Origin of the sequence: Pseudopedobacter beijingensis (assembly GCF_042678145.1) — a bacterium.
In the GTDB taxonomy this organism is placed as follows: Bacteria; Bacteroidota; Bacteroidia; order Sphingobacteriales; family Sphingobacteriaceae; genus Pseudopedobacter; species Pseudopedobacter beijingensis.
In genome coordinates this window covers 214,571-236,105 of the sequence record NZ_JBHUDG010000020.1, presented here as the reverse complement: position 1 = coordinate 236,105, position 21,535 = coordinate 214,571, and the positions used below count along the sequence as shown (strand labels likewise).

Here is a 21,535-nt window from a genome sequence, read left to right as displayed (position 1 = left end):
TCTCATGAAAATCGGAGTTCAGTCAATCCGTTTCAATGCCGATAAAAATTTATTGGCCTTTATTCAAAAAAAAACAGATAAGCTTGATTTGGTTTTTGATCAAATCATCAGTGGTGATGTTTATCTCAGATTGGATAGGGTTTCTGGCGAAACCAACAAAATAGCTGAGATAAAGTTGATGATTCCGGGGTGCGTTCTTTTTGCAAGACAACAGTGTAAGACATTTGAGGAAGCAACGGATCTGGCTGTTGATAGCTTGAGAAGGCAGATTAGAAAATATAAAGTGAGGTTAAAATTGAAGAGTAGGAGTGTGGCAATGAAAAAAAATCAAAAATTAGAATAACTATATCTATCTATAAATCAGAGGTATTTGCAATATGAGATTCGGTGTCCTGAAAAAACATCGAATTTTTTTTAAAAAAAATTTTGTTCGAATATTAATTTTTGTACTTTTGCAGTCCCTCAAGCACAGGTTTGATGGAAAAGAAAAAGGTTCTTTAAAATATTTTTAAAAGCCTCCTTAGCTCAGCTGGTAGAGCAACTGACTTGTAATCAGTAGGTCATTGGTTCGATTCCGATAGGAGGCTCAGCGTTGCAATCTTAAATTGCAGGTATGGGGGGATTCCAGAGCGGTCAAATGGGACGGACTGTAAATCCGTTGCTTCGGCTTCGAAGGTTCGAATCCTTCTCCCCCCACACATTTTTTAAAAGCGGAAGTAGCTCAGTTGGTAGAGCGATAGCCTTCCAAGCTATAGGTCGCGAGTTCGAACCTCGTCTTCCGCTCACTTAAAGTTTACACTGATTCAGCCACCTTAAACGTGATATAGGTTGGCTTTTAGTGTTTAAAAGCCGATGTAGCTCAGCGGTAGAGCACTTCCTTGGTAAGGAAGAGGTCATGGGTTCAAGTCCCATCATTGGCTCGTAAGACTTTGAGTCTTAATTTGAAGAAGAAAAGTAAAATTAACCTACTAATAAGTAAATAAACATGGCAAAAGAAAAATTTGACCGTAGCAAACCGCACTTAAACATCGGTACAATCGGTCACGTTGACCACGGAAAAACAACTACTACTGCTGCTATCACTAAAGTTTTAGCTGATAAAGGTCTTTCAGAGGCTCGTTCATTTGATTCAATTGACTCAGCTCCTGAAGAAAAAGAGCGTGGTATTACAATTAATACATCACACGTAGAGTATTCTACAGCTAACCGTCACTATGCACACGTTGACTGTCCAGGTCACGCGGATTACGTGAAAAACATGGTTACTGGTGCTGCGCAAATGGATGGAGCTATCTTAGTAGTTGCTGCTACAGATGGTCCAATGCCTCAAACTCGTGAGCATATCCTATTGGCTCGTCAGGTAGGTGTACCTGCTCTTGTTGTGTTTATGAACAAAGTTGATATGGTTGACGATCCTGAGTTATTAGAGCTTGTTGAAATGGAAGTTCGTGAATTATTATCATTCTACGAATTCCCAGGTGATGATATTCCTGTAATCAAAGGTTCTGCTCTAGGTGGTTTGAATGGAGAAGAGAAATGGGTAGAGAAAATCATGGAGTTAATGGAGGCTGTAGATAACTATATTCCAATTCCACCAAGATTAACTGATCTTCCTTTCTTGATGCCAGTTGAGGACGTATTCTCTATTACAGGTCGTGGTACAGTTGCTACTGGTCGTATCGAGAGAGGTGTTATCAATTCAGGAGATCAAGTGGATATCTTAGGTATGGGTGCTGAGAACTTAAAATCTACAGTAACTGGTGTTGAGATGTTCCGTAAAATATTAGATTCAGGTGAGGCTGGTGATAACGTAGGTTTATTGTTACGTGGTATTGAGAAAACTGACATCCGTCGTGGTATGGTTATCTGTAAACCAGGTTCAGTAACTCCTCACACAGATTTCAAAGCTGAGGTTTACGTATTGTCAAAAGCAGAAGGTGGTCGTCACACTCCATTCTTTAATAAATACCGTCCTCAATTCTACTTCAGAACAACTGACGTTACTGGTGAGATTTCTCTACCAGAAGGAATTGAAATGGTTATGCCAGGTGATAACGTTACAATTACAGTGAAATTGATCAACGCTATCGCTATGGAAAAAGGTCTACGTTTCGCTATCCGTGAAGGTGGTAGAACAGTAGGTGCTGGTCAGGTAACTGAAATTTTAGCTTAATTTTAAATTAAGTTTTGATAAGATAAAAAAAAGAGCTACTTTTGTGGCTCTTTTTAATAAACGGGCATAGTTTAAAGGTAGAACGAAGGTCTCCAAAACCTTTGGTCTGGGTTCGAGTCCTGGTGCCCGTGCTAAAGAAAGCATAATAAAAGATGGCTAAATTTGCAGAATACGTTAAAGAGTCTTTTACAGAGCTAAAAGAAAAGGTAACCTGGCCTACATGGGCAGAGTTACAGAATAGTGCGATGGTTACTTTAATAGCAGCCGTTATTATAGCACTGATTGTTTTTGCAATGGATGAGTCTGCAGGTAATCTTATCAAATTAATCTATAAATCTTTCGCATAAATCTAGTGAGCAATGGTTGATCAGTTAAAGTGGTATGTAGTTAGAGCGGTTAGTGGGAAAGAGAAAAAGGTTAAGCAATACATAGAAGCGGAAATAGGGCGTTTGGAATTGAATCATTTGGTTCCTCAGGTTTTAATACCTATGGAGAAGTATTACCAAATGAGAGATGGTAAGAAGATTGCTAAAGAAAGAAATTACTACCCTGGATATGTTCTTGTAGAGGCTTCTTTGAATGCTGAGCTGGAGTTGATTATTAAAAACCTGAATAGTGTAATAGGTTTTTTAGGAGATAAAGATGGTAACGCTGTTCCATTACGCCCGGCTGAAGTTAACCGTATTTTAGGTAAGGTTGACGAGATGGCAGAACAGGGTGAGATGATGAATATCCCATACTATGTTGGAGAGAATGTGAAAGTTATGGATGGGCCGTTCAACGGATTCTCTGGAGTTATTGAAGAGGTAAACGAAGAGAAAAAGAAACTTAAGGTTATGGTTAAGATTTTTGGAAGGAAAACACCTCTTGAGTTAAACTACATGCAAGTAGAAAAAGAATAATACAAGAAATGTCAGAGTTTAAATAAGGCTCTGATTTTTGCGTATAATACAAAAAGTTTTGGATATGAGCTCAACAAAGAATGCTTCCACATTAATTAACGTTGAGAATTAAATAAATAGGAAAATGGCAAAAGAAGTCAGTGCGTTAATCAAATTACAGATTAAAGGAGGCGCAGCAAACCCATCGCCACCAGTAGGACCTGCATTAGGTGCTAAGGGTGTTAACATCATGGAGTTTTGTAAGCAATTTAACGCTCGTACCCAGGATAAGCCTGGCAAAGTTCTTCCTGTTGTTATTACTGTTTATGCAGATAAATCATTTGATTTTATCATTAAAACTCCACCGGTAGCTATCCAATTAATGGAAGTTACTAAAATTAAAAGTGGATCTGCGGAACCTAACCGTAAAAAGGTTGCAAACGTAACTTGGGAACAAGTTGAAGAAATTGCAAAAGATAAAATGCCAGATTTAAATGCGTTTACAGTAGAATCAGCTATGAGAATGGTTGCAGGTACTGCTCGCAGTATGGGTATTAACGTTACAGGAAACGCTCCTTGGAACAATTAATTAAAAAATTAAGTTTAAGATAGTGGCTAGATTAACAAAAAATCAAAAAACCGCTCTTTCCAAACTTGACGCTGGTAAAGCTTATTCTTTAAAGGATGCAGCTGCCTTGGTAAAAGATATCACTACAACTAAATTTGATGCATCGGTAGATATCGATGTTCGTTTAGGTGTAGACCCGCGTAAAGCAAACCAAATGGTTCGTGGTATCGCAACTTTACCTCATGGTACCGGTAAAACAGTACGTGTATTAGCATTAGTAACTCCAGATAAAGAAGAAGAAGCTAAAGCGTCAGGTGCTGATTACGTTGGTTTAGATGAGTATATTGCTAAGATTGAGGGTGGATGGACAGATGTTGACATCATTATTACTACACCTAGCTGTATGGCTAAAGTAGGTAAATTGGGTCGTGTTCTAGGTCCTAGAAACTTGATGCCTAACCCAAAATCAGGAACGGTAACCCAGAATGTTGGACAAGCTGTTACTGATGTTAAAGGTGGTAAAATCGACTTTAAAGTTGATAAAACAGGTATTATCCACTGTTCAGTTGGTAAAGCATCTTTCTCTGCTGAAAAAATTTATGAAAATGCGTTAGAGGTTCTTCAAACCATTTCTAAATTGAAACCTTCAGCTGCAAAAGGAACATATTTTAAAAGTATTCACATGTCTTCAACTATGTCCCCAGGAATAGAAGTTGAGACTAAATCAGTAGCAGGAATATAATAATATGAGAAAGGAAGAAAAACACGAAGTTGTTTCTGCTTTAGCTGAGCAAATGAAAGAGTATGGTAATTTCTATATTACTGATACTTCTGAATTGACAGTAGAGAAAATCAATAATATTCGCCGTAAATGTTTCGATAGTAACATTGGAATGCAGGTTGTAAAAAACACGCTTATTAAGAAAGCTTTAGAGCAAATTGATGGCGATGTAGCACCTTTGTTCGATGTTCTTAAAGGAGCATCTTCAGTGATGTTCTCAACTACTGGTAATGCACCTGCAAAGCTTATCAAAGCTTTAAGAAAAGAAGGTGATAAACCAGTATTGAAAGCAGCATATATTGATTCTACAGCTTTCGTTGGTGATAATCAACTAGAAGCGCTTGTTAACCTTAAATCTAGGGAAGAGCTTATTGGTGATATCATCGGATTGCTTCAGTCTCCAGCTAAGAATGTTATTTCTGGCTTACAGTCTGGTGGAAACAAGTTGGCAGGAATTGTCAAAACTTTACAAGAAAGAGGTTAATTCGAATACCTTTAAATTCGGAGTATTAATAAATTAGTAATTTTTAAATTAAAATATAATGGCAGATTTAAAAGCGTTTGCTGAACAATTGGTAAACTTAACAGTTAAAGAAGTTAATGAGTTAGCTCAAATCTTAAAAGATGAGTACGGTATCGAGCCTGCTGCTGCTGCAGTTGCAGTTGCTGCTCCTGCTGCTGGTGAAGCTGCTGCTGCAGAAGAAAAAACTTCATTTGACGTAATCTTAAAAGATGCTGGTGGTCAGAAATTAGCAGTAGTTAAATTAGTTAAAGACTTAACTGGTTTAGGATTAAAAGAAGCTAAAGACTTAGTTGATGGTGCACCTAAAGAATTAAAAGCAGGTGTTGCTAAAGACGAAGCAGAAGCTCTTAAAAAACAATTAGAAGAAGCAGGAGCTGTTGTTGAGATTAAATAATCTCTCATTGCTCAAACAATATAGCCTTAGACTCCACCCAAACGGGTATGGAGTCTTAGGCTTTTGGTGTATATCACCTTTCATTACCGTTACAGTTAACGATAATCGAATTTTCAGTTTTTAAACTAAAATTTTAGACCCTTGGCAAACAAAAGCAATCAAAGGATAAATTTTGCCCAAAGCAAACATGTAATTGATTATCCTGATTTTCTGGATGTGCAAATCCAATCGTTCAAGGAATTCTTTCAGTTAGAGACTACTTCTGATAACCGTCATACAGAAGGTCTATTCAAAGTATTCGCTGAAAACTTTCCGATCTCTGATTCAAGAAACATCTTTGTTTTAGAATTTTTAGATTACTTTATAGATCCACCTCGTTATGATATACAAGAGTGTATAGAGCGTGGATTAACTTATAGTGTTCCGTTAAAAGCTAAATTACGTTTATCTTGTAATGATGAAGAACATGAAGACTTTGAAACAATAGTTCAGGATGTTTACTTAGGTACTATACCTTATATGACTCCAAAAGGAACTTTTGTTATCAACGGTGCTGAGCGTGTGATTGTTTCTCAATTACATCGTTCTCCGGGAGTATTCTTTGGCGTAAGCAGGCATACCAACGGAAGTAAATTATACTCGGCCCGTGTAATTCCTTTCAAGGGTTCCTGGATTGAGTTTGCAACTGACGTGAACAACGTGATGTATGCATACATCGATCGTAAGAAAAAGTTCCCTGTTACAACTTTGTTAAGAGCTATCGGATACGATTCTGATAAAGACATCTTAGAATTGTTTGATCTGGCTGATGAAGTTAAGGTTAGCAAATCTGGTCTTAAGAAATATGTAGGCCGTAAGTTGGCTGCAAGGGTACTTAAGAAATGGGTAGAAGATTTTGTGGATGAAGATACAGGTGAAGTTGTGTCTATTGACAGAAATGAAATCATACTTGAAAGGGAAACCATTCTAGAAGATGACCATATTGATATGATAGTTGATGCTGGTGTTAAAACCTTGATCCTTTCTAAGGAAGACAGCAATAGCGGAGACTATACTATCATCTATAATACATTGCAGAAAGATACGTCTAACTCTGCAAAAGAAGCGGTAGAGCATATCTATCGTCAATTACGTAACGCAGAACCACCTGATGAAGAAACGGCAAGAGGAATTATCGACAGATTGTTCTTCTCAGACAAACGTTATGATTTAGGTGATGTTGGTCGTTACAGAATCAATAGAAAATTACAATTAGATACTCCGGACGAAACTAAAGTTTTGACTAAGGAGGATATTATTGCGATTGTTAAATATTTGATCAAATTAATCAACTCTAAAGAAGAGGTGGATGATATCGATCACTTGTCTAATCGTCGTGTTCGTACAGTGGGCGAGCAATTATACGCACAGTTTGGTGTTGGTTTATCTCGTATGGCCAGAACTATTCGTGAGCGTATGAATATCCGTGATAACGAGGTGTTTACTCCTACGGATCTGATCAATGCCCGTACATTATCTTCAGTAATTAATTCTTTCTTTGGAACTAACCAGTTATCTCAGTTTATGGATCAAACCAATCCATTAGCAGAGATTACTAACAAGCGTCGTTTATCAGCTTTAGGTCCTGGTGGTTTATCAAGAGAGAGAGCGGGTTTCGAGGTGCGTGACGTTCACTATACTCACTATGGTCGTTTATGTACTATTGAAACTCCTGAGGGACCAAATATTGGCTTGATATCTTCTCTGTGTGTACACGCTAAGATTAATAATCTTGGTTTCATTGAAACTCCTTATCGTAGAGTAGTAGACGGTAAAGTAGTTGTAAATGAGCCTGTAATATATTTAAGTGCAGAAGATGAGGATGCAAAAACTATCGCTCAGGCAAATGCACAGTATGACGATAAAGGAAACTTTATTGATGAAAAAGTTAAGGCAAGATACGAAGGTGACTTCCCGGTTATTGAGCCAGAGAAATTAGACTATATAGACGTATCTCCTAATCAGATTACTTCTATTGCAGCTTCTTTGATTCCATTCCTTGAGCATGATGATGCTAACAGGGCTTTGATGGGATCTAACATGCAACGTCAGGCGGTTCCTTTATTGAGACCGGAAGCTCCGATTGTAGGTACAGGATTAGAAGGACGCGTAGCTTCAGACTCACGTACTTTGATTAATGCAGAGGGAAGTGGTGTAGTGGAATATGTTGATGCGAATCAAATAACTATCAAATACGATAGAACTGAAGACGATGAACTAGTTTCTTTTGACGGCCGTTCAAAAACTTATGATCTTATCAAGTTTAAGAAAACCAATCAGAGCACATGCATTAACCTGAAACCTATTGTAAGAAAAGGTGAAAGGGTATCTAAAGGACAGGTTCTTTGTGAAGGATATGCTACAGAAGCGGGTGAGCTTGCATTGGGAAGAAACTTAAAAGTTGCATTCATGCCTTGGCAGGGATATAACTTTGAGGATGCTATCGTAATTTCTGAGCGTGTTGTATCTCAGGATATCTTTACTTCTATTCATATTGAAGAATTTGAATTGGAAGTGAGGGATACTAAGCGTGGAGAAGAAGAATTGACACCAGATATTCCTAACGTTTCTGAAGAGGCTACTAAAGACTTAGATGAAAACGGAATTATCAGAATTGGAGCTGAGGTAAAAGAAGGTGACATTTTGATTGGTAAGATTACGCCTAAAGGAGAGTCAGACCCTTCACCGGAAGAGAAATTATTGAGAGCTATCTTTGGTGATAAAGCCGGAGATGTTAAAGATGCTTCTTTGAAAACTCCTCCGTCTATTAATGGTGTTGTAATTGATACCAAGTTATTCTCCAGAGCGAAGAAAACTTCTAAAGCAGAGGAAAAATCTTTACTGGATAAACTTGACGCAAGACATGAGAAAGCTGTTAGAGAGCTTAGAGAAGGTTTAGTTGACAAATTGTTTAATATTGTTAACGGAAAAACTTCTCAAGGTGTTTATAATATCTATAAAGAGTTGTTGATAGCAAAAGGTGTTAAATTCACCCAAAAACTATTGATGGAGCTTGATTATAATCACATCAATCCTACAAAATGGACTACTGATGAAGATAAAAATGAGCTAATCAAAGCATTACTTCACAACTACGGAATTAAAGTAAACGAAGAACTGGGAGCTTATAGAAGAGATAAGTTTGCTATCAGTGTTGGAGATGAGCTTCCGTCAGGAATTGTTCAAATGGCAAAAGTTTACGTGGCTAAGAAACGTAAATTGAGAGTGGGAGATAAGATGGCTGGTCGTCACGGTAATAAAGGTATTGTTGCACGTATTGTACGTGACGAAGATATGCCTTTCTTAGCAGACGGAACACCGGTAGATATCGTTTTGAATCCGCTAGGGGTACCTTCTCGTATGAATCTTGGACAGATTTATGAAACTGTTTTAGGTTGGGCAGGTAAAGAACTAGGTTTGAAGTTTGCTACACCGATATTTGATGGAGCTTCTCATGAAGACGTTGAAAAATATATCAGTCAGGCAGGACTTCCGGAATCAGGAAGAACTTATTTACATGATGGTTTAACCGGAGAGCGTTTTGACCAACCTACCACAGTAGGTATCATTTACATGTTGAAATTAGGACACATGGTAGATGATAAAATGCATGCCCGTTCAATAGGACCTTACTCGTTGATTACTCAACAACCTCTGGGTGGTAAGGCTCAGTTTGGTGGTCAGCGTTTTGGTGAGATGGAGGTTTGGGCATTAGAAGCATTTGGTGCAGCAAACATCCTTCAAGAGATCTTAACGGTGAAATCCGATGACGTGGTGGGTAGAGCTAAAACTTACGAAGCCATTGTAAAAGGTGAAAACCTTCCAACTCCAGGGGTTCCAGAATCATTCAATGTATTGGTTCACGAGCTAAGAGGATTGGGATTAGATATAACATTAGACTAATAAGTTCAAGGTTTAAAGTTGAAAGTTAAAAGTGTTTTACTTTTCTTTCAACTTTGAACTTATAACTTTCAACTTAAGGAAAGAATATGTCTTACAAAAAGGATAATAAAATAAAAAGTAATTTTACCTCGATTACTATCAGTTTATCTTCTCCGGAAGCTATTCTGGAAAGATCAAGTGGTGAGGTACTGAAACCAGAAACAATCAATTACAGAACATATAAACCAGAGAGAGATGGTTTGTTCTGTGAACGTATTTTTGGTCCGGTAAAAGATTACGAATGTCACTGTGGTAAATACAAAAGAATCCGTTATAAAGGAATCGTTTGTGACCGTTGTGGTGTAGAGGTAACAGAAAAGAAAGTACGTCGTGAACGTATGGGACATATCAATTTGGTTGTTCCTGTGGCACACATTTGGTACTTCAGATCATTACCTAATAAAATAGGATATCTTTTAGGTCTTCCTACTAAGAAATTGGATTTGATTATCTACTATGAACGTTATGTAGTTATTCAGTCTGGTATTATGGAAGAGCAAGGAATTCAATATATGGATTTCCTAACTGAAGAAGAATATCTGGATGTTTTAGATAAATTACCTAAAGAAAACCAATATTTAGACGACAAAGATCCTCAGAAATTTGTGGCTAAAATGGGGGCAGAAGCTTTAGAAGATTTATTGAGACGTTTAGATTTAGATCAGTTATCTTATGACTTACGTCACCAGGCAGCTAATGAAACTTCTCAGCAACGTAAAAATGAAGCTTTAAAGCGTTTACAAGTCGTAGAAGCTTTCCGTGGATCTAGATCAAGAATAGAGAATAATCCAGAGTGGATGATTGTTAAAATCGTTCCGGTTATTCCACCAGAATTGCGTCCGTTAGTACCTTTAGAAGGTGGGCGTTTCGCGACTTCGGATTTGAACGATCTTTATCGTCGTGTGATCATACGTAATAACCGTTTGAAGAGATTGATGGAGATTAAAGCTCCAGAAGTTATCTTACGTAACGAGAAACGTATGTTACAAGAAGCAGTAGATTCTTTATTTGATAACTCGAGAAAAGTTAATGCTGTTAAAACAGAAGGTAACAGAGCTTTAAAATCATTATCAGATATTTTAAAAGGTAAACAAGGTCGTTTCCGTCAAAACTTATTAGGTAAGCGTGTTGACTATTCTGGTCGTTCGGTTATCGTGGTAGGTCCTACATTGAAACTTCATGAGTGTGGTTTACCTAAAGATATGGCAGCAGAATTGTTTAAACCATTCATCATTCGTAAGATGATCGAAAGAGGTGTGGTTAAAACTGTGAAATCTGCTAAAAAAATTGTAGATAGAAAAGACCCACTAGTATGGGATATTCTGGAGAATGTGTTAAAAGGACATCCAGTTCTTCTGAACAGGGCTCCTACGCTTCACCGTCTGGGTATTCAGGCTTTCCAACCAAAATTGGTAGAAGGTAAAGCTATCCAATTACACCCATTAGTGTGTACTGCGTTCAACGCCGACTTTGACGGTGACCAGATGGCTGTTCACGTACCGCTTGGTAATGCAGCTATTTTGGAAGCCCAAATCCTGATGTTGGCAGCGCATAATATTTTGAACCCTGCAAATGGTACTCCGGTAACAGTTCCATCCCAAGACATGGTTTTAGGTCTTTATTATATGACCAAAGGCCGTAAAACAGATGAATCTAGAGTAGTTAAAGGGGAAGGATCAGCATTTTATTCTGCAGAAGAAGTAATTATTGCTTACAATGAGAAGCAAGTAGATCTTCACGCTTTTATTAAAGTAAAAGCAAATGCAAAGGAAAAAGATGGATCTATTGTTAGCAAAATGATTGAAACTACTGTAGGACGTGTACTTTTTAATGAGGTTGTTCCTGAAGAAGTAGGATTCATCAATGAGTTATTAACGAAGAAATCTTTAAGAGATATCATTGGTTTTGTGGTTAAAGAAACTGGTATGGCAAGAGCTGCTCAGTTCCTGGACGATATCAAAACTATGGGATTCCAGTCTGCTTTCAAAGGAGGTTTGTCTTTCAACCTGAAAGATTTGAATATTCCTACAGAGAAACATACTTTACTGGAACAGGCGAGAGATGAAGTTGATGAAGTAATGACTAACTATAATATGGGTTTCATTACTAATAATGAGCGTTATAATCAGATTATCGATATCTGGACACGTATCAACAACAGATTGACATCGCATGTAATGCACCAATTAACTAATGACAACCAAGGATTTAACTCAGTTTATATGATGTTGGATTCTGGAGCGAGGGGTTCTAAAGAGCAGATTCGTCAGTTGTGTGGTATGAGGGGCTTGATGGCAAAACCTCAAAAGTCAGGATCTGGCGGTGAAATTATAGAAAACCCGATTCTTTCAAACTTTAAAGAAGGACTTTCGGTTTTAGAGTACTTTATCTCTACCCACGGTGCGCGTAAAGGTCTTGCGGATACGGCGTTGAAAACGGCGGATGCGGGTTACTTGACTCGTCGTTTGCATGACGTGGCTCAGGATATGGTTGTTAAAAATGAAGACTGTGGTACTTTAAGAGGTATCTTTACAACAGCATTAAAAGACAATGAGGACATTGTTGAGCCATTGTATGAGAGAATCTTAGGTCGTACTTCTCTACATGATGTTTACGATCCATTAAGTGGCGAATTGCTGGTAGCTGCAAATCAGGATATTACTGAAGAAGTTGCTAAAGCTATTGATGAATCTCCACTAGAAGGTATCGAGCTTCGTTCGGTATTAACTTGTGAAGCATCGAAAGGTGTTTGTGCACTTTGTTACGGACGTAACCTTGCTTCTGGTAAACGTGTTCAAATGGGAGAGGCAGTAGGCGTTATTGCTGCACAATCTATTGGTGAGCCGGGTACACAGTTAACACTTCGTACATTCCACGTCGGTGGTACTGCATCTAACATTGCTGCAGAATCTCAAATTACAGCAAAATTCGATGGTGTTATCGAATTTGAAAACATGAGATCTGTGGAGTATCAAACTGAGGATGAAAAAGTAGACGTAGTATTAGGACGTTCTGGTGAATTCAAAATTGTAGATCCGAATACGAACAGAGTGATCATGACAAATAATATCCCTTACGGATCTTACTTGTTTGTGAAAGAAGGAGACAAAGTAACTAAAGGAGATAAGATCTGTTCTTGGGATCCATATAACGCTGTAATTATCTCTGAATTCTCTGGTAAAGTAGTTTATGAATCTATCATTGAAGGTGTAACTTTCCGTGAAGAATCTGACGAACAAACAGGACACAGAGAGAAAGTGATTATTGATACCAGGGATAAAACTAAAAACCCTGTTGTTAAAATTGTTGACAATAAAGGTGGTTCTATCAGAGAGTATAATATTCCGGTAGGTGCACACGTAATTGTATCAGAAGGTGAAGAGGTATTGATGGGGGAAATTCTGGTTAAGATTCCGCGTACTACAGGTAAAACCCGAGATATTACGGGGGGTCTACCTCGTGTAACTGAATTGTTTGAGGCTAGAAATCCATCTAACCCTGCGGTTGTTACTGAAATTGATGGTGTGGTAACTTTAGGAGGTGTTAAACGTGGTAATCGTGAGGTAACTATCGAATCCAGAGATGGACAGGTTAAAAAATACCTTGTACCTTTAGCTAAACACATTCTGGTACAGGATAACGACTTTATTAAAGCGGGTATGCCATTGTCTGATGGAGCTATTTCTCCAAGTGACATTTTAGGAATTAAAGGACCGGCAGCAGTTCAGGAATACTTAGTAAATGGTATTCAGGAAGTTTACCGTCTGCAAGGGGTGAAGATTAACGATAAACACTTTGAAGTTATCGTTCACCAAATGATGCAGAAGGTAATGATTGATGATGCAGGTGATACTAAGTTCTTAGAAAAAGAGGCTGTAGACAGGTTTGATTTCTCTATTGAGAATGATAATATCTTTGATAAGATGGTTGTTGAGGATGCAGGAGATTCAAGCACATTGAGAGCTGGTCAAATTATCTCTGTAAGAAGATTACGTGATGAGAATTCTCAATTGAAACGTAAAGACCTTAAATTGGTTTCTGCGAGAGAAGCGCGTCCTGCAACTGCAAGTCCAATGCTACAAGGTATAACCAGAGCTTCATTGGGTACTAAATCATTTATCTCTGCGGCTTCCTTCCAGGAAACTACAAAAGTGTTAAATGAGGCAGCTATCGCTGGTAAACGTGATGATTTATTAGGATTGAAAGAAAACGTAATTGTTGGACACTTAATCCCTTCGGGTACTGGTTTAAGAGACTACGAAAGAATTATCGTAGGTTCTCAGGAAGAGTACGATAAATTAATGGCTTCTAAAGAAGAAGTTGACGCTTAGTCAATCTTTTGAAATATAGAAACTTATAACCCGCTTAGTAATAAGCGGGTTTTTTTGTACAGTAAATCTTTAAAAATAATTTGGCAAACACTGGAATATTCTTTAATATTGCACACCCAAAATCAGGGTAGTACATTGAAAAGCCTCCTTAGCTCAGCTGGTAGAGCAACTGACTTGTAATCAGTAGGTCATTGGTTCGATTCCGATAGGAGGCTCTTTTTTCCTTTATAAAATCCTGTTATTTCTTGTTGTCTTTAAAATAAATAGCCTTATATTAGTTTTGTTTAATAAGAATACTATTACTTTTTATGCAAGAAAAAAACGAAAATCAGCTAAATATTGAGTTGTCTGAAGAAATTGCTGAAGGGGTTTACTCCAATCTGGCAATTATTACGCATTCAAATTCGGAGTTTGTACTAGACTTTATACGAGTGATGCCAGGTATCCCTAAGGCTAAGGTTAAAAGCCGGATTATCCTTACTCCAGAACATGCTAAAAGACTTTTAAACGCCTTGCAAGACAATATCAATAAATTCGAAATAGCAAACGGTGTAATCAGGGATGGAAATGATCCCGGAACGGATTTACCATTCAATTTTGGTGGGCCTACTGCACAAGCATAGCAATTTAAATTATCGATTTTTAATGCTAAATGAAGTATTGAAAATTGAAATCTTAATTTAAATATCAGGAAGATATTGTTTTATCTATATATGAAATAATATCTTCTTTTTGGTTTGGATCAAACCAATTTATTCCTTCCACTTTTTTAAACCATGTTATTTGCCTTTTTGCATATCTTCTTGAATTCTGTTTGATCAGTTCTATGGCTCTTTCAAGACTGATCTGTCCCTCTAAATAATCAAATATTTCGCTATAACCTACCGTGTTTAAACTGTTGAGGTGTTTATAAGGGAGAAGGTTTTTAACTTCATCAACTAAACCTTCTTGTATCATCAAATCAACACGTGTATTAATACGATGATATAGTTTCTCTCTGTCTGTATTTAAACCAATAATAACCGGCTTAAAGCTTCTCTTTTTTTGTTCCCCTTTTCTGTAAGATGAGAAAGGTGTACCTGTACTGTGGTATATTTCTAAAGCCCGTATAATGCGTTGGGGGTTATTAATATCTACCTGCTGATAATATACAGGATCTATTTGCAATAGTTCCTTTTGTAGAGGTTCAATTCCCTCTTCTCTGAAGCGTTCGTTCAATGTGTTTCTTACACCTTCATTTATTTGTGGAAGTTCATCAAAACCGTTTAAAATAGCATTGATGTATAATCCCGAACCGCCAACGACAACTATGATGTTTTTATGGGTATAAATGGAGTCCAGTAGATTAGAAACTTCTTTTTCGTAACTACCTACACTAACTTCTTGATTAATGGAATGAGAGTTGATAAAATGATGTTTTACAGCGCTCAACTCGTTGACAGATGGTTTTGCAGTCCCAATAGACATTTCTTTAAAGAACTGTCGGCTATCTGCCGAAATAATTTCAGTACTATAATGTTTTGCTATATCTATTGCTAATGCTGTTTTTCCAACGGCGGTAGGACCTGCTATAATAACCAGATATTTGTCAGACATAAGATAATGATGATAATTAGGGGTAAAAATAGAAAATCAAAAATGGATATGGAGTTATATCGTATTTAAAACTAAAATATTTAAAGTGTGTTTGCGTCTTTTCCTATGAAAATAGGTGTTTTTAATACTTGTTGTTTGTATAATGTTCTTGGTTTAAAAATAGTCAGAAGGGATTATAAACAAAAAATCCGGCTGTTAACCGGATATTATTTTAGTCTTCATCGTAATCGCCCGAGTCGTAATTGTCATCATCAGAGAATTCGTTTGAAAATTCATCTTCTTCCTCTTCCTGCTCATCATCTTCTTCACGACCATTAAGTGAGCCCAATTCCTCTTCGTCTGCAATTAAAACATCTTCTTCATCAATAAAGTCTTCATCATCTTCTCCCGGATCGTCCATAGGAGATATTAATGAGTTAGTGAAGATTTTAGGAGCTTCTCCTACTGATTTAAAAACTAAAGGATATTCTTTAGTATCGTTTTCAAGGATTCTGATTAACTGTACATGAAAATCAAAGGGTTTGTCGAAATTATAGACATAATAAAACTTTTGGTGTGGATCATCTATAAAGGAGCTTAATTTAGAGTTCTCCATTAAGATTACACCTCTGTCTATTTTTCTTGGGTTGGGCATATACGCAATTTCCTCGTTTTTGATCCATTGATCATTACTTACATAAAAGGAAGATGACTTTTCAGGATCATACCCAATTGACTTGTGTAATGCCAGATGTAAGTCTTTAAATGTCTGATTAGATTTGATGTCAATTTCTCTGATTACATCATCGTAATCTTCGAAGCTTATTCTGAATCTATAAATTGCCATTTTGCAAAAGTAAATTTTATGTTCAATATTTTAACTTATTTCCTGTTCAAATTTAAGACCAATTTCTTTTCCTATTTGGAGCATAAGCTGCAATGCTTCTTCCCGGTCATTTCTAATATCACCCTCTAAAATAGCTTCTCTTATTCTATTTTTGATAATACCAACTTCTTTTCCTGCTTTAATGTTAAAGGCTGCAATAATATCGTCTCCAGTTACCGGAGGTTGCCAGTTTCGTATTTTATCTTTTTCTTCGACATCTTTAAGCTTTTGCTTAACCAGCTCAAAGTTATTTCTATATTTTTTTATTTTATACTCGTTTTTAGTAGTGATATCTGCCTGGCATAATAGCATCAGATCTTCTATATCGTCTCCTGCTTCGAATAATAATCTCCTTACTGCAGAATCTGTAACTATATCCTGCGCAAGTACAATAGGACGCAAATGTAATAAAACCAGTTTTTGGACATACTTCATTTTATCATTTAGAGGTAGTTTAAGCTCTGCAAAAATTTTAGGAACCATTTGGGCTCCTTTATCTTCGTGTCCATGGAAAGTCCAACCCTGTTTTTTATCGAATCTTTTGGTCGCCGGTTTGGCTATATCATGTAGTATGGCGGCCCATCTTAACCACAGGTCATCTGTGTTTTCAGAAAGGTTGTCCAGCACTTCTAGGGTATGGTAGAAATTGTCTTTGTGTCCTTTCCCTCCAATAACCTGAACGCCGAAGAGGTTAGCCATTTGTGGAAATATGATATGTAATAATTCTGTGTCAAACAGATATTTAAATCCTATAGATGGTTTCTTTGAGAGGATAATCTTATTGAGCTCATCCGTAATACGCTCTTTAGAAACTATCTTTATTCTCTCCTTGTTTAATGTTATGGCGTTAAGTGCAGTTTCGTGAATGTTGAAATTAAGCTGTGTTGCAAACCTTATAGCGCGCATCATGCGTAGCGGATCATCCGAAAAAGTTTCAGAAGCTTCTAAAGGTGTAATAATCAGTTTTTCTTTCAAGTCTCGCAAACCACCAAATGGATCTACCAATTGTCCATAACTTTCTTTAGATAAAGAAATGGCCATGGCATTTATGGTGAAATCTCTGCGTTTCTGATCGTCTTCTAAAGTTCCGTCTTCAACAATAGGTTTTCTTGAATCATTTCGGTATGATTCTTTTCTGGCTCCTACAAATTCTACTTCTAAATCCTGATACTTTAACATAGCCGTTCCAAAGTTTTTGAAAACGGATACGTTGGTACCAGTTTTTTTTCCAACTGCAAGTGCAAAATCGGGACCATTTCCAATAACCAATATATCTACGTCTTTTGATGGTCTTTCTAAAAAGATATCCCTTACGAAACCGCCGATAACATAAGTTTCGATGTTAAGTTTGGTGCTTAACTCTGAAATAATCCTGAATATAGGGTGTGTAAGGTGTTCTTTCATTTACGATTTATGAATTTTGCCAGAAATATTTTCTGGCAATAATGTTAGATTTTTCTAAATACTTTCCGCAGAGGAAGCGTAAAGTAAACAAATCTGTTATTCTGTTTACAAAACTAAGTTTTTTTAGGTTATAGAAGTAATTTCTTTTACCTAAACAGGTAAAGAAATCGAGTCTTATAGTACTTTTATCGTTTATTTCTGAAAATAATAATCAATCAGTAGATGTTTTTACAATTATTTCCTAATAAACATAAACTTACCCCCAGGTTCAATTTTCATTATGGTAGATGGTTTTTTCTCTGATTTGTCATCCTGTTCCAGATTCACGATATAATCTACGCCGTCTTTTATTTCCTGAGCTACTGCATCGAAGTTTTTTGGGGAAGGTACCCCACTAATATTGGCTGATGTAGAAACTATTGGTTTTCTAAATCTTTGGATCAATTGTTTGCAAAATTCATGAGTGGTAACCCGTATTCCTATGCTTCCGTCTTCGTTGATTACATTCTGTGCCAGATTTTTGGCATTGGAGTAAATGATGGTTAAAGGATTTTCTGCATATTCAATTAAATCGTATGCTACTTCCGGAATATCGTTCACATAACCCGCTAGTTTATTGTCTGTATCTAAAAGTACAATCATACTTTTAGTCTCTTCTCTTTTTTTAAGGGCATATACTTTGGCTACAGCATCTTTATTGGTGGCATCGCAACCAATGCCCCAAATAGTATCGGTGGGGTATAAAATAATACCACCGTTTTTTAATACCTCTAAAGCTTTATTGACTTCTTCTTTTAACATTTTCTAAAGTTCGTTTATATACTTCCATCAGGTTGTTTGCAATTTGGTCTTCGCTAAACTGACTAGCGTACTCAAAGCTTTTGCTAATCATTGTATTTCTGATTTCTTCAGAAAGCATGATGGTATCAATGCTTTTTGCCAGTTGTTGCTCGTCATCGGGAGATACATATATACAGTTTGGACCTCCTGCTTCTTCTAAACAAGATCCGGTAGCACCAATAGTTGGTATGCCACAGGAGATTGCTTCAAGAACGGGGATTCCGAATCCTTCAAAACGAGATGGATATACAAAAATACGAGCTAAATTGTAAATAAGTGGTAAATCGGTAAAAGGAATGTTTTCCAGAAACCTTACTTTATGCTGCAAGTTGTTTTGGTCTATATAGGAAAGCAGTTCCTCTTTGTAATTTGTGGGTTTTCCTACAAGTATTAAGGCAACATCCGCTTTAAGCATTTTTAACGCTTTTAATATTAGTAGTTGGTTTTTACGGAACTCTATGGTGCCTACGCAGAGGATAAAACACTCGGGAAGTTGATATTTATCCTGAACTTCTTTTAATTGCTTTTGCGGATAATTGGAATGAAAAACTTTGTCGCAGCCCTGATAAACGACATCTACTTTATTGTTGTCGATTCCAAAAAACTGGATAATATCCCTTTTAGTTTGCTCGCTGATAGCGATGATTCTGTCAGCGTTAATACATGCCTGTTTAAATTTATAATGATAAATAGCTCTGTCTATGGGTTTAAAATAATGCGGATATCTCAGATAAATAAGATCGTGGATAGTTACTACAGCGGGGATATTATATTGATGGATGTTTAGGGGGATTTCTCCACTAAGCCCATGAAAAATATCAATCCTATCTTTTACAAGCGTTTTGCTCACTCCCCAAATTCTCCAGATAGCACTAAATAATTTTGAAGACGGTGTTTTTATCTGAATATTTTTAGCCTTAAGGTTCAGACTCGTATTGATAGGGTTAACCTTAGGGGTGTACAGTATATATTGATGTTCAGCGAAGTTTTTGCTGAGATTTTTAACAACTGCTCGGCTATAATTTCCCAATCCCGTAAAATTTCTGAAAATGCGTTTAGCCTCAAATCCTATTTTCAACAGACATATAGTTTTACACCGAAAGTAATGTATTCGGTACGGTTTAATGTTACAGGTTAATTACAAAGAGTATGGTAATTTGCTCGGAAAGAAAGAAGAGGCTAAAAAAGGACTTGTCATCCTAAACGGAGTCGAAGGATGTCTCTCCTAAAGTCTTCGAAATAAGAAAACTCTTTGTCTTTTTAGACAGCTTCCTGTTTTACCGAAACATATCAACAAACTCTTTGTTTGTGTATAATGATTCTTAGATAGCTACGTTATGGTCTCTTAAAGCATCATTAAGTGAAGTTTTTTTATCTGTAGATTCTTTGCGTTGACCAATAATCAAAGCACAAGGAACCTGATACTCACCTGCAGGGAACTTCTTGGTATAACTGCCGGGTATAACTACCGAACGTTCTGGAACATACATTTTATGTTCCACAGGTTCTGCACCACTTACATCTATAATCTTTGTCGAAGCAGTAAGCACCACATTAGCACCTAATACAGCTTCTTTACCTACTCTTACACCTTCAACAACAATTGCTCTGGAACCAATGAAACAATCATCCTCTATAATTACGGGAGCTGCCTGTACAGGTTCTAAGACACCGCCAATACCTACACCACCACTTAAATGTACACGCTTTCCTATTTGTGCGCATGAACCAACAGTAGCCCAGGTGTCTACCATGGTGTCTTCGTCTACATAAGCCCCAATGTTTACAAAAGAAGGCATCATAATAACTCCTTTGGCAAGGTAAGCGCCATATCTGGCTAATCCATTAGGAACTACTCTTACGCCTTTTTCTTTATAGTCGGTCTTTAACTTGAGTTTATCGTTATAAACAAATGGCCCTACTTCAATTTTTTCCATTTCACGGGTAGGAAAGTATAGTATAACTGCTTTTTTTATCCATTCGTTTACAGCCCATCCGCCAAGTACGGGTTCTGCGGTACGAAGTTCTCCACGGTCTAAAAGTTGAATAACAGTTTCAATAGAATCACGGTATTCTTTGAAATTTAATAAATTCCTATCTTCCCATGATTCTTCTACAGCTTTTTTTAATTTGGCAATCATATTTAACGATTTTTGTTGCAAATTAAAGTTTTTTTGATAAAAAATATGAACTTTGAGCAATTATGGCAGAGAAATTAAGGATTGATAAATATTTATGGTCTATTCGTGTTTTCAAAACCAGATCTCTGGCTACTGAAGCTTGTAAAGCCGGTCGGGTAAAAAAAGACGGGTCTAATTTAAAACCTAGTTATGAGGTTAAGATAGGAGATGAGTATCAGGTGAGTAAGGGGATAGAAAAGAAAGTTTTGAAGGTGATAGATTTACTGCATAATCGGGTTGATGCCAAAACTGCTGTTTTGTATTATCAAGATTTAACTCCTGAAGAGGAAACTTATAAGTTTAAATCTATGTTTCATGCCCCGGTTTTGGTGAGGGATAGAGGAGCTGGTCGACCTACGAAAAAAGATAGAAGAGATATAGACAGTTTAAAACAGTCTGATTCTTTTTGGGATGATGAAGATTAATCTGTTTAGCTATTTTAAAACGTGAGATTTATACGCTCTTGTATGTCTGTTATTCTTTTATGCACTTCTCTTGCCACATTCTGAAAGCAGATAGAGCTTCCCGGTGCATGATATGTTCTGTCTTTACAGCTCTTTGTTCTGGAGTAGTACTTATTGCATGGTATAAAAAAGAATCGTCAAAACCGGATTGGGCAGCATCTTCCTTTGTAGCCGCATAATATATTTTGTCAATTTTGGCCCAGTAAATAGCTCCAAGGCACATAGGGCAGGGTTCGCAACTTGCATATATTTCGCATCCTTCTAAATTGCTTGTTTTTAGTTTTTCGCAAGCTATTCTTATAGCAGCTATTTCGGCGTGTGCGGTTGGGTCGTTAGTTGCTGTAACTGTATTAGCAGTTGCTGCAATTATTTGATTATTTCTGACTATAACAGAACCAAAAGGACTGCCTTTGCCACTATTTACATTTTCTTCAGCCAATTTAATGGCAAGCATCATAAACTCTCTTTGTTTGCTTGTCATGAGAATGATTTTTTAATGGGTAACAAAAAGGCTGTCTCTGTGGACAGCCTTAGGTTTATGTTTAGTAAATATG

At 36.9% G+C, this 21,535-nt stretch carries 19 protein-coding genes and 6 tRNA genes; 18 read left to right on the top strand and 7 right to left on the bottom strand.

Translation table 11 applies throughout. From position 1 onward, the window contains the following. Positions 1–4: 4 nt before the first annotated feature. From ACFSAH_RS14015 to ACFSAH_RS13935, 17 genes are all read left to right on the top strand, one after another. Positions 5–343, top strand: a complete 339-nt coding sequence (locus ACFSAH_RS14015) for an HPF/RaiA family ribosome-associated protein (RefSeq protein WP_379663362.1) — start codon at positions 5–7, stop codon at positions 341–343. Positions 344–514: 171 nt separating this feature from the next. After that, positions 515–587: transfer RNA gene (locus tag ACFSAH_RS14010), tRNA-Thr, on the top strand. 28 nt (positions 588–615) lie between these two features. Further along, positions 616–696 (top strand) — tRNA-Tyr (locus ACFSAH_RS14005). Between the two features lie 14 nt (positions 697–710). After that, positions 711–783 (top strand) — tRNA-Gly (locus tag ACFSAH_RS14000). Positions 784–848: 65 nt separating this feature from the next. Then, positions 849–920: transfer RNA gene (locus ACFSAH_RS13995), tRNA-Thr, on the top strand. Positions 921–985: 65 nt separating this feature from the next. Continuing rightward, complete coding sequence (gene tuf, locus ACFSAH_RS13990) at positions 986–2,173, top strand: elongation factor Tu (RefSeq protein ID WP_379663361.1); 1,188 nt, start codon at positions 986–988, stop codon at positions 2,171–2,173. A 60-nt stretch (positions 2,174–2,233) separates the two neighbouring features. Then, positions 2,234–2,304: transfer RNA gene (locus ACFSAH_RS13985), tRNA-Trp, on the top strand. 21 nt (positions 2,305–2,325) lie between these two features. Then, positions 2,326–2,520: a preprotein translocase subunit SecE gene (gene secE / locus ACFSAH_RS13980; protein WP_379663360.1), complete on the top strand. Its 195-nt coding sequence runs from the start codon at positions 2,326–2,328 to the stop codon at positions 2,518–2,520. Positions 2,521–2,532: 12 nt separating this feature from the next. Further along, positions 2,533–3,075, top strand: coding sequence for a transcription termination/antitermination protein NusG (gene nusG / locus ACFSAH_RS13975; RefSeq protein ID WP_379663359.1), 543 nt, complete (start codon positions 2,533–2,535; stop codon positions 3,073–3,075). A 124-nt stretch (positions 3,076–3,199) separates the two neighbouring features. Continuing rightward, complete coding sequence (gene rplK / locus ACFSAH_RS13970) at positions 3,200–3,643, top strand: 50S ribosomal protein L11 (RefSeq protein WP_353133563.1); 444 nt, start codon at positions 3,200–3,202, stop codon at positions 3,641–3,643. A 22-nt stretch (positions 3,644–3,665) separates the two neighbouring features. Then, complete coding sequence (gene rplA / locus ACFSAH_RS13965) at positions 3,666–4,364, top strand: 50S ribosomal protein L1 (protein ID WP_379663358.1); 699 nt, start codon at positions 3,666–3,668, stop codon at positions 4,362–4,364. Positions 4,365–4,368: 4 nt separating this feature from the next. Further along, a complete protein-coding gene (rplJ, locus tag ACFSAH_RS13960; protein WP_379663357.1) occupies positions 4,369–4,887 on the top strand; it encodes a 50S ribosomal protein L10 in 519 nt (172 codons plus the stop codon). Positions 4,888–4,945: 58 nt separating this feature from the next. After that, positions 4,946–5,320, top strand: a complete 375-nt coding sequence (gene rplL, locus ACFSAH_RS13955; RefSeq protein WP_379663356.1) for a 50S ribosomal protein L7/L12 — start codon at positions 4,946–4,948, stop codon at positions 5,318–5,320. A 141-nt stretch (positions 5,321–5,461) separates the two neighbouring features. Then, complete coding sequence (gene rpoB / locus ACFSAH_RS13950; protein ID WP_379663355.1) at positions 5,462–9,262, top strand: DNA-directed RNA polymerase subunit beta; 3,801 nt, start codon at positions 5,462–5,464, stop codon at positions 9,260–9,262. A gap of 86 nt (positions 9,263–9,348) precedes the next feature. Next, the gene (gene rpoC / locus ACFSAH_RS13945) at positions 9,349–13,632 is read left to right on the top strand and encodes a DNA-directed RNA polymerase subunit beta' (protein ID WP_379663354.1); all 4,284 of its coding nucleotides are present in this window, start codon (positions 9,349–9,351) and stop codon (positions 13,630–13,632) included. A 142-nt stretch (positions 13,633–13,774) separates the two neighbouring features. Beyond that, a tRNA-Thr gene (locus ACFSAH_RS13940) sits at positions 13,775–13,847 on the top strand. A gap of 93 nt (positions 13,848–13,940) precedes the next feature. Continuing rightward, positions 13,941–14,255: a DUF3467 domain-containing protein gene (locus tag ACFSAH_RS13935; RefSeq protein WP_379663353.1), complete on the top strand. Its 315-nt coding sequence runs from the start codon at positions 13,941–13,943 to the stop codon at positions 14,253–14,255. A 64-nt stretch (positions 14,256–14,319) separates the two neighbouring features. Here ACFSAH_RS13935 and miaA read toward each other — a convergent pair whose 3' ends face one another. The 6 genes from miaA to ACFSAH_RS13905 form a co-directional block, all read right to left on the bottom strand. After that, positions 14,320–15,228 carry a tRNA (adenosine(37)-N6)-dimethylallyltransferase MiaA gene (miaA, locus tag ACFSAH_RS13930; RefSeq protein WP_379663352.1) on the bottom strand — a complete coding sequence of 303 codons (909 nt, stop codon included), beginning with the start codon at positions 15,226–15,228 and terminating at the stop codon, positions 14,320–14,322. A gap of 211 nt (positions 15,229–15,439) precedes the next feature. Continuing rightward, on the bottom strand, positions 15,440–16,054 hold the full coding sequence (locus tag ACFSAH_RS13925; protein ID WP_379663351.1) for an IS1096 element passenger TnpR family protein: 615 nt from the start codon (positions 16,052–16,054) through the stop codon (positions 15,440–15,442). 30 nt (positions 16,055–16,084) lie between these two features. Beyond that, positions 16,085–17,497 (bottom strand): CCA tRNA nucleotidyltransferase, encoded by a 1,413-nt coding sequence (locus ACFSAH_RS13920; protein WP_379663350.1) that lies wholly within the window; start codon positions 17,495–17,497, stop codon positions 16,085–16,087. Between the two features lie 234 nt (positions 17,498–17,731). After that, positions 17,732–18,298, bottom strand: a complete 567-nt coding sequence (locus tag ACFSAH_RS13915) for an L-threonylcarbamoyladenylate synthase (RefSeq protein ID WP_379663349.1) — start codon at positions 18,296–18,298, stop codon at positions 17,732–17,734. Further along, complete coding sequence (locus ACFSAH_RS13910) at positions 18,276–19,415, bottom strand: glycosyltransferase family 4 protein (RefSeq protein ID WP_379663348.1); 1,140 nt, start codon at positions 19,413–19,415, stop codon at positions 18,276–18,278. The genes ACFSAH_RS13915 and ACFSAH_RS13910 overlap by 23 nt, the downstream gene beginning before the upstream one ends. Before the next feature lie 244 nt (positions 19,416–19,659). Continuing rightward, positions 19,660–20,478, bottom strand: a complete 819-nt coding sequence (locus ACFSAH_RS13905) for a 2,3,4,5-tetrahydropyridine-2,6-dicarboxylate N-succinyltransferase (protein WP_379663347.1) — start codon at positions 20,476–20,478, stop codon at positions 19,660–19,662. Positions 20,479–20,540: 62 nt separating this feature from the next. Here ACFSAH_RS13905 and ACFSAH_RS13900 point away from each other — a divergent pair, with 62 nt between their 5' ends. Beyond that, positions 20,541–20,942, top strand: a complete 402-nt coding sequence (locus ACFSAH_RS13900; protein ID WP_379663346.1) for an RNA-binding S4 domain-containing protein — start codon at positions 20,541–20,543, stop codon at positions 20,940–20,942. A 49-nt stretch (positions 20,943–20,991) separates the two neighbouring features. Here the strand turns inward: ACFSAH_RS13900 and ACFSAH_RS13895 are convergent, their stop codons facing one another. Next, entirely contained in the window at positions 20,992–21,462 is a 471-nt protein-coding gene (locus tag ACFSAH_RS13895) for a nucleoside deaminase (RefSeq protein WP_379663345.1), read from the bottom strand. Between the last annotated feature and the right edge of the window lie 73 nt (positions 21,463–21,535).

Bases quoted from the DNA above. Each gene is read 5' to 3' on its own strand.
- ACFSAH_RS13935 (WP_379663353.1), top strand. From the start codon at position 13,941: ATGCAAGAAAAAAACGAAAATCAGCTAAATATTGAGTTGTCTGAAGAA.
- ACFSAH_RS13915 (WP_379663349.1), bottom strand. From the start codon at position 18,298: ATGTTAAAAGAAGAAGTCAATAAAGCTTTAGAGGTATTAAAAAACGGT.
- rplJ (WP_379663357.1), top strand. From the start codon at position 4,369: ATGAGAAAGGAAGAAAAACACGAAGTTGTTTCTGCTTTAGCTGAGCAA.
- rpoC (WP_379663354.1), top strand. From the start codon at position 9,349: ATGTCTTACAAAAAGGATAATAAAATAAAAAGTAATTTTACCTCGATT.
- ACFSAH_RS14015 (WP_379663362.1), top strand. From the start codon at position 5: ATGAAAATCGGAGTTCAGTCAATCCGTTTCAATGCCGATAAAAATTTA.
- ACFSAH_RS13900 (WP_379663346.1), top strand. From the start codon at position 20,541: ATGGCAGAGAAATTAAGGATTGATAAATATTTATGGTCTATTCGTGTT.
- ACFSAH_RS13895 (WP_379663345.1), bottom strand. From the start codon at position 21,462: ATGACAAGCAAACAAAGAGAGTTTATGATGCTTGCCATTAAATTGGCT.
- ACFSAH_RS13920 (WP_379663350.1), bottom strand. From the start codon at position 17,497: ATGAAAGAACACCTTACACACCCTATATTCAGGATTATTTCAGAGTTA.
- secE (WP_379663360.1), top strand. From the start codon at position 2,326: ATGGCTAAATTTGCAGAATACGTTAAAGAGTCTTTTACAGAGCTAAAA.
- tuf (WP_379663361.1), top strand. From the start codon at position 986: ATGGCAAAAGAAAAATTTGACCGTAGCAAACCGCACTTAAACATCGGT.
- miaA (WP_379663352.1), bottom strand. From the start codon at position 15,228: ATGTCTGACAAATATCTGGTTATTATAGCAGGTCCTACCGCCGTTGGA.
- rplK (WP_353133563.1), top strand. From the start codon at position 3,200: ATGGCAAAAGAAGTCAGTGCGTTAATCAAATTACAGATTAAAGGAGGC.
- nusG (WP_379663359.1), top strand. From the start codon at position 2,533: ATGGTTGATCAGTTAAAGTGGTATGTAGTTAGAGCGGTTAGTGGGAAA.
- ACFSAH_RS13905 (WP_379663347.1), bottom strand. From the start codon at position 20,478: ATGATTGCCAAATTAAAAAAAGCTGTAGAAGAATCATGGGAAGATAGG.
- rplL (WP_379663356.1), top strand. From the start codon at position 4,946: ATGGCAGATTTAAAAGCGTTTGCTGAACAATTGGTAAACTTAACAGTT.
- ACFSAH_RS13925 (WP_379663351.1), bottom strand. From the start codon at position 16,054: ATGGCAATTTATAGATTCAGAATAAGCTTCGAAGATTACGATGATGTA.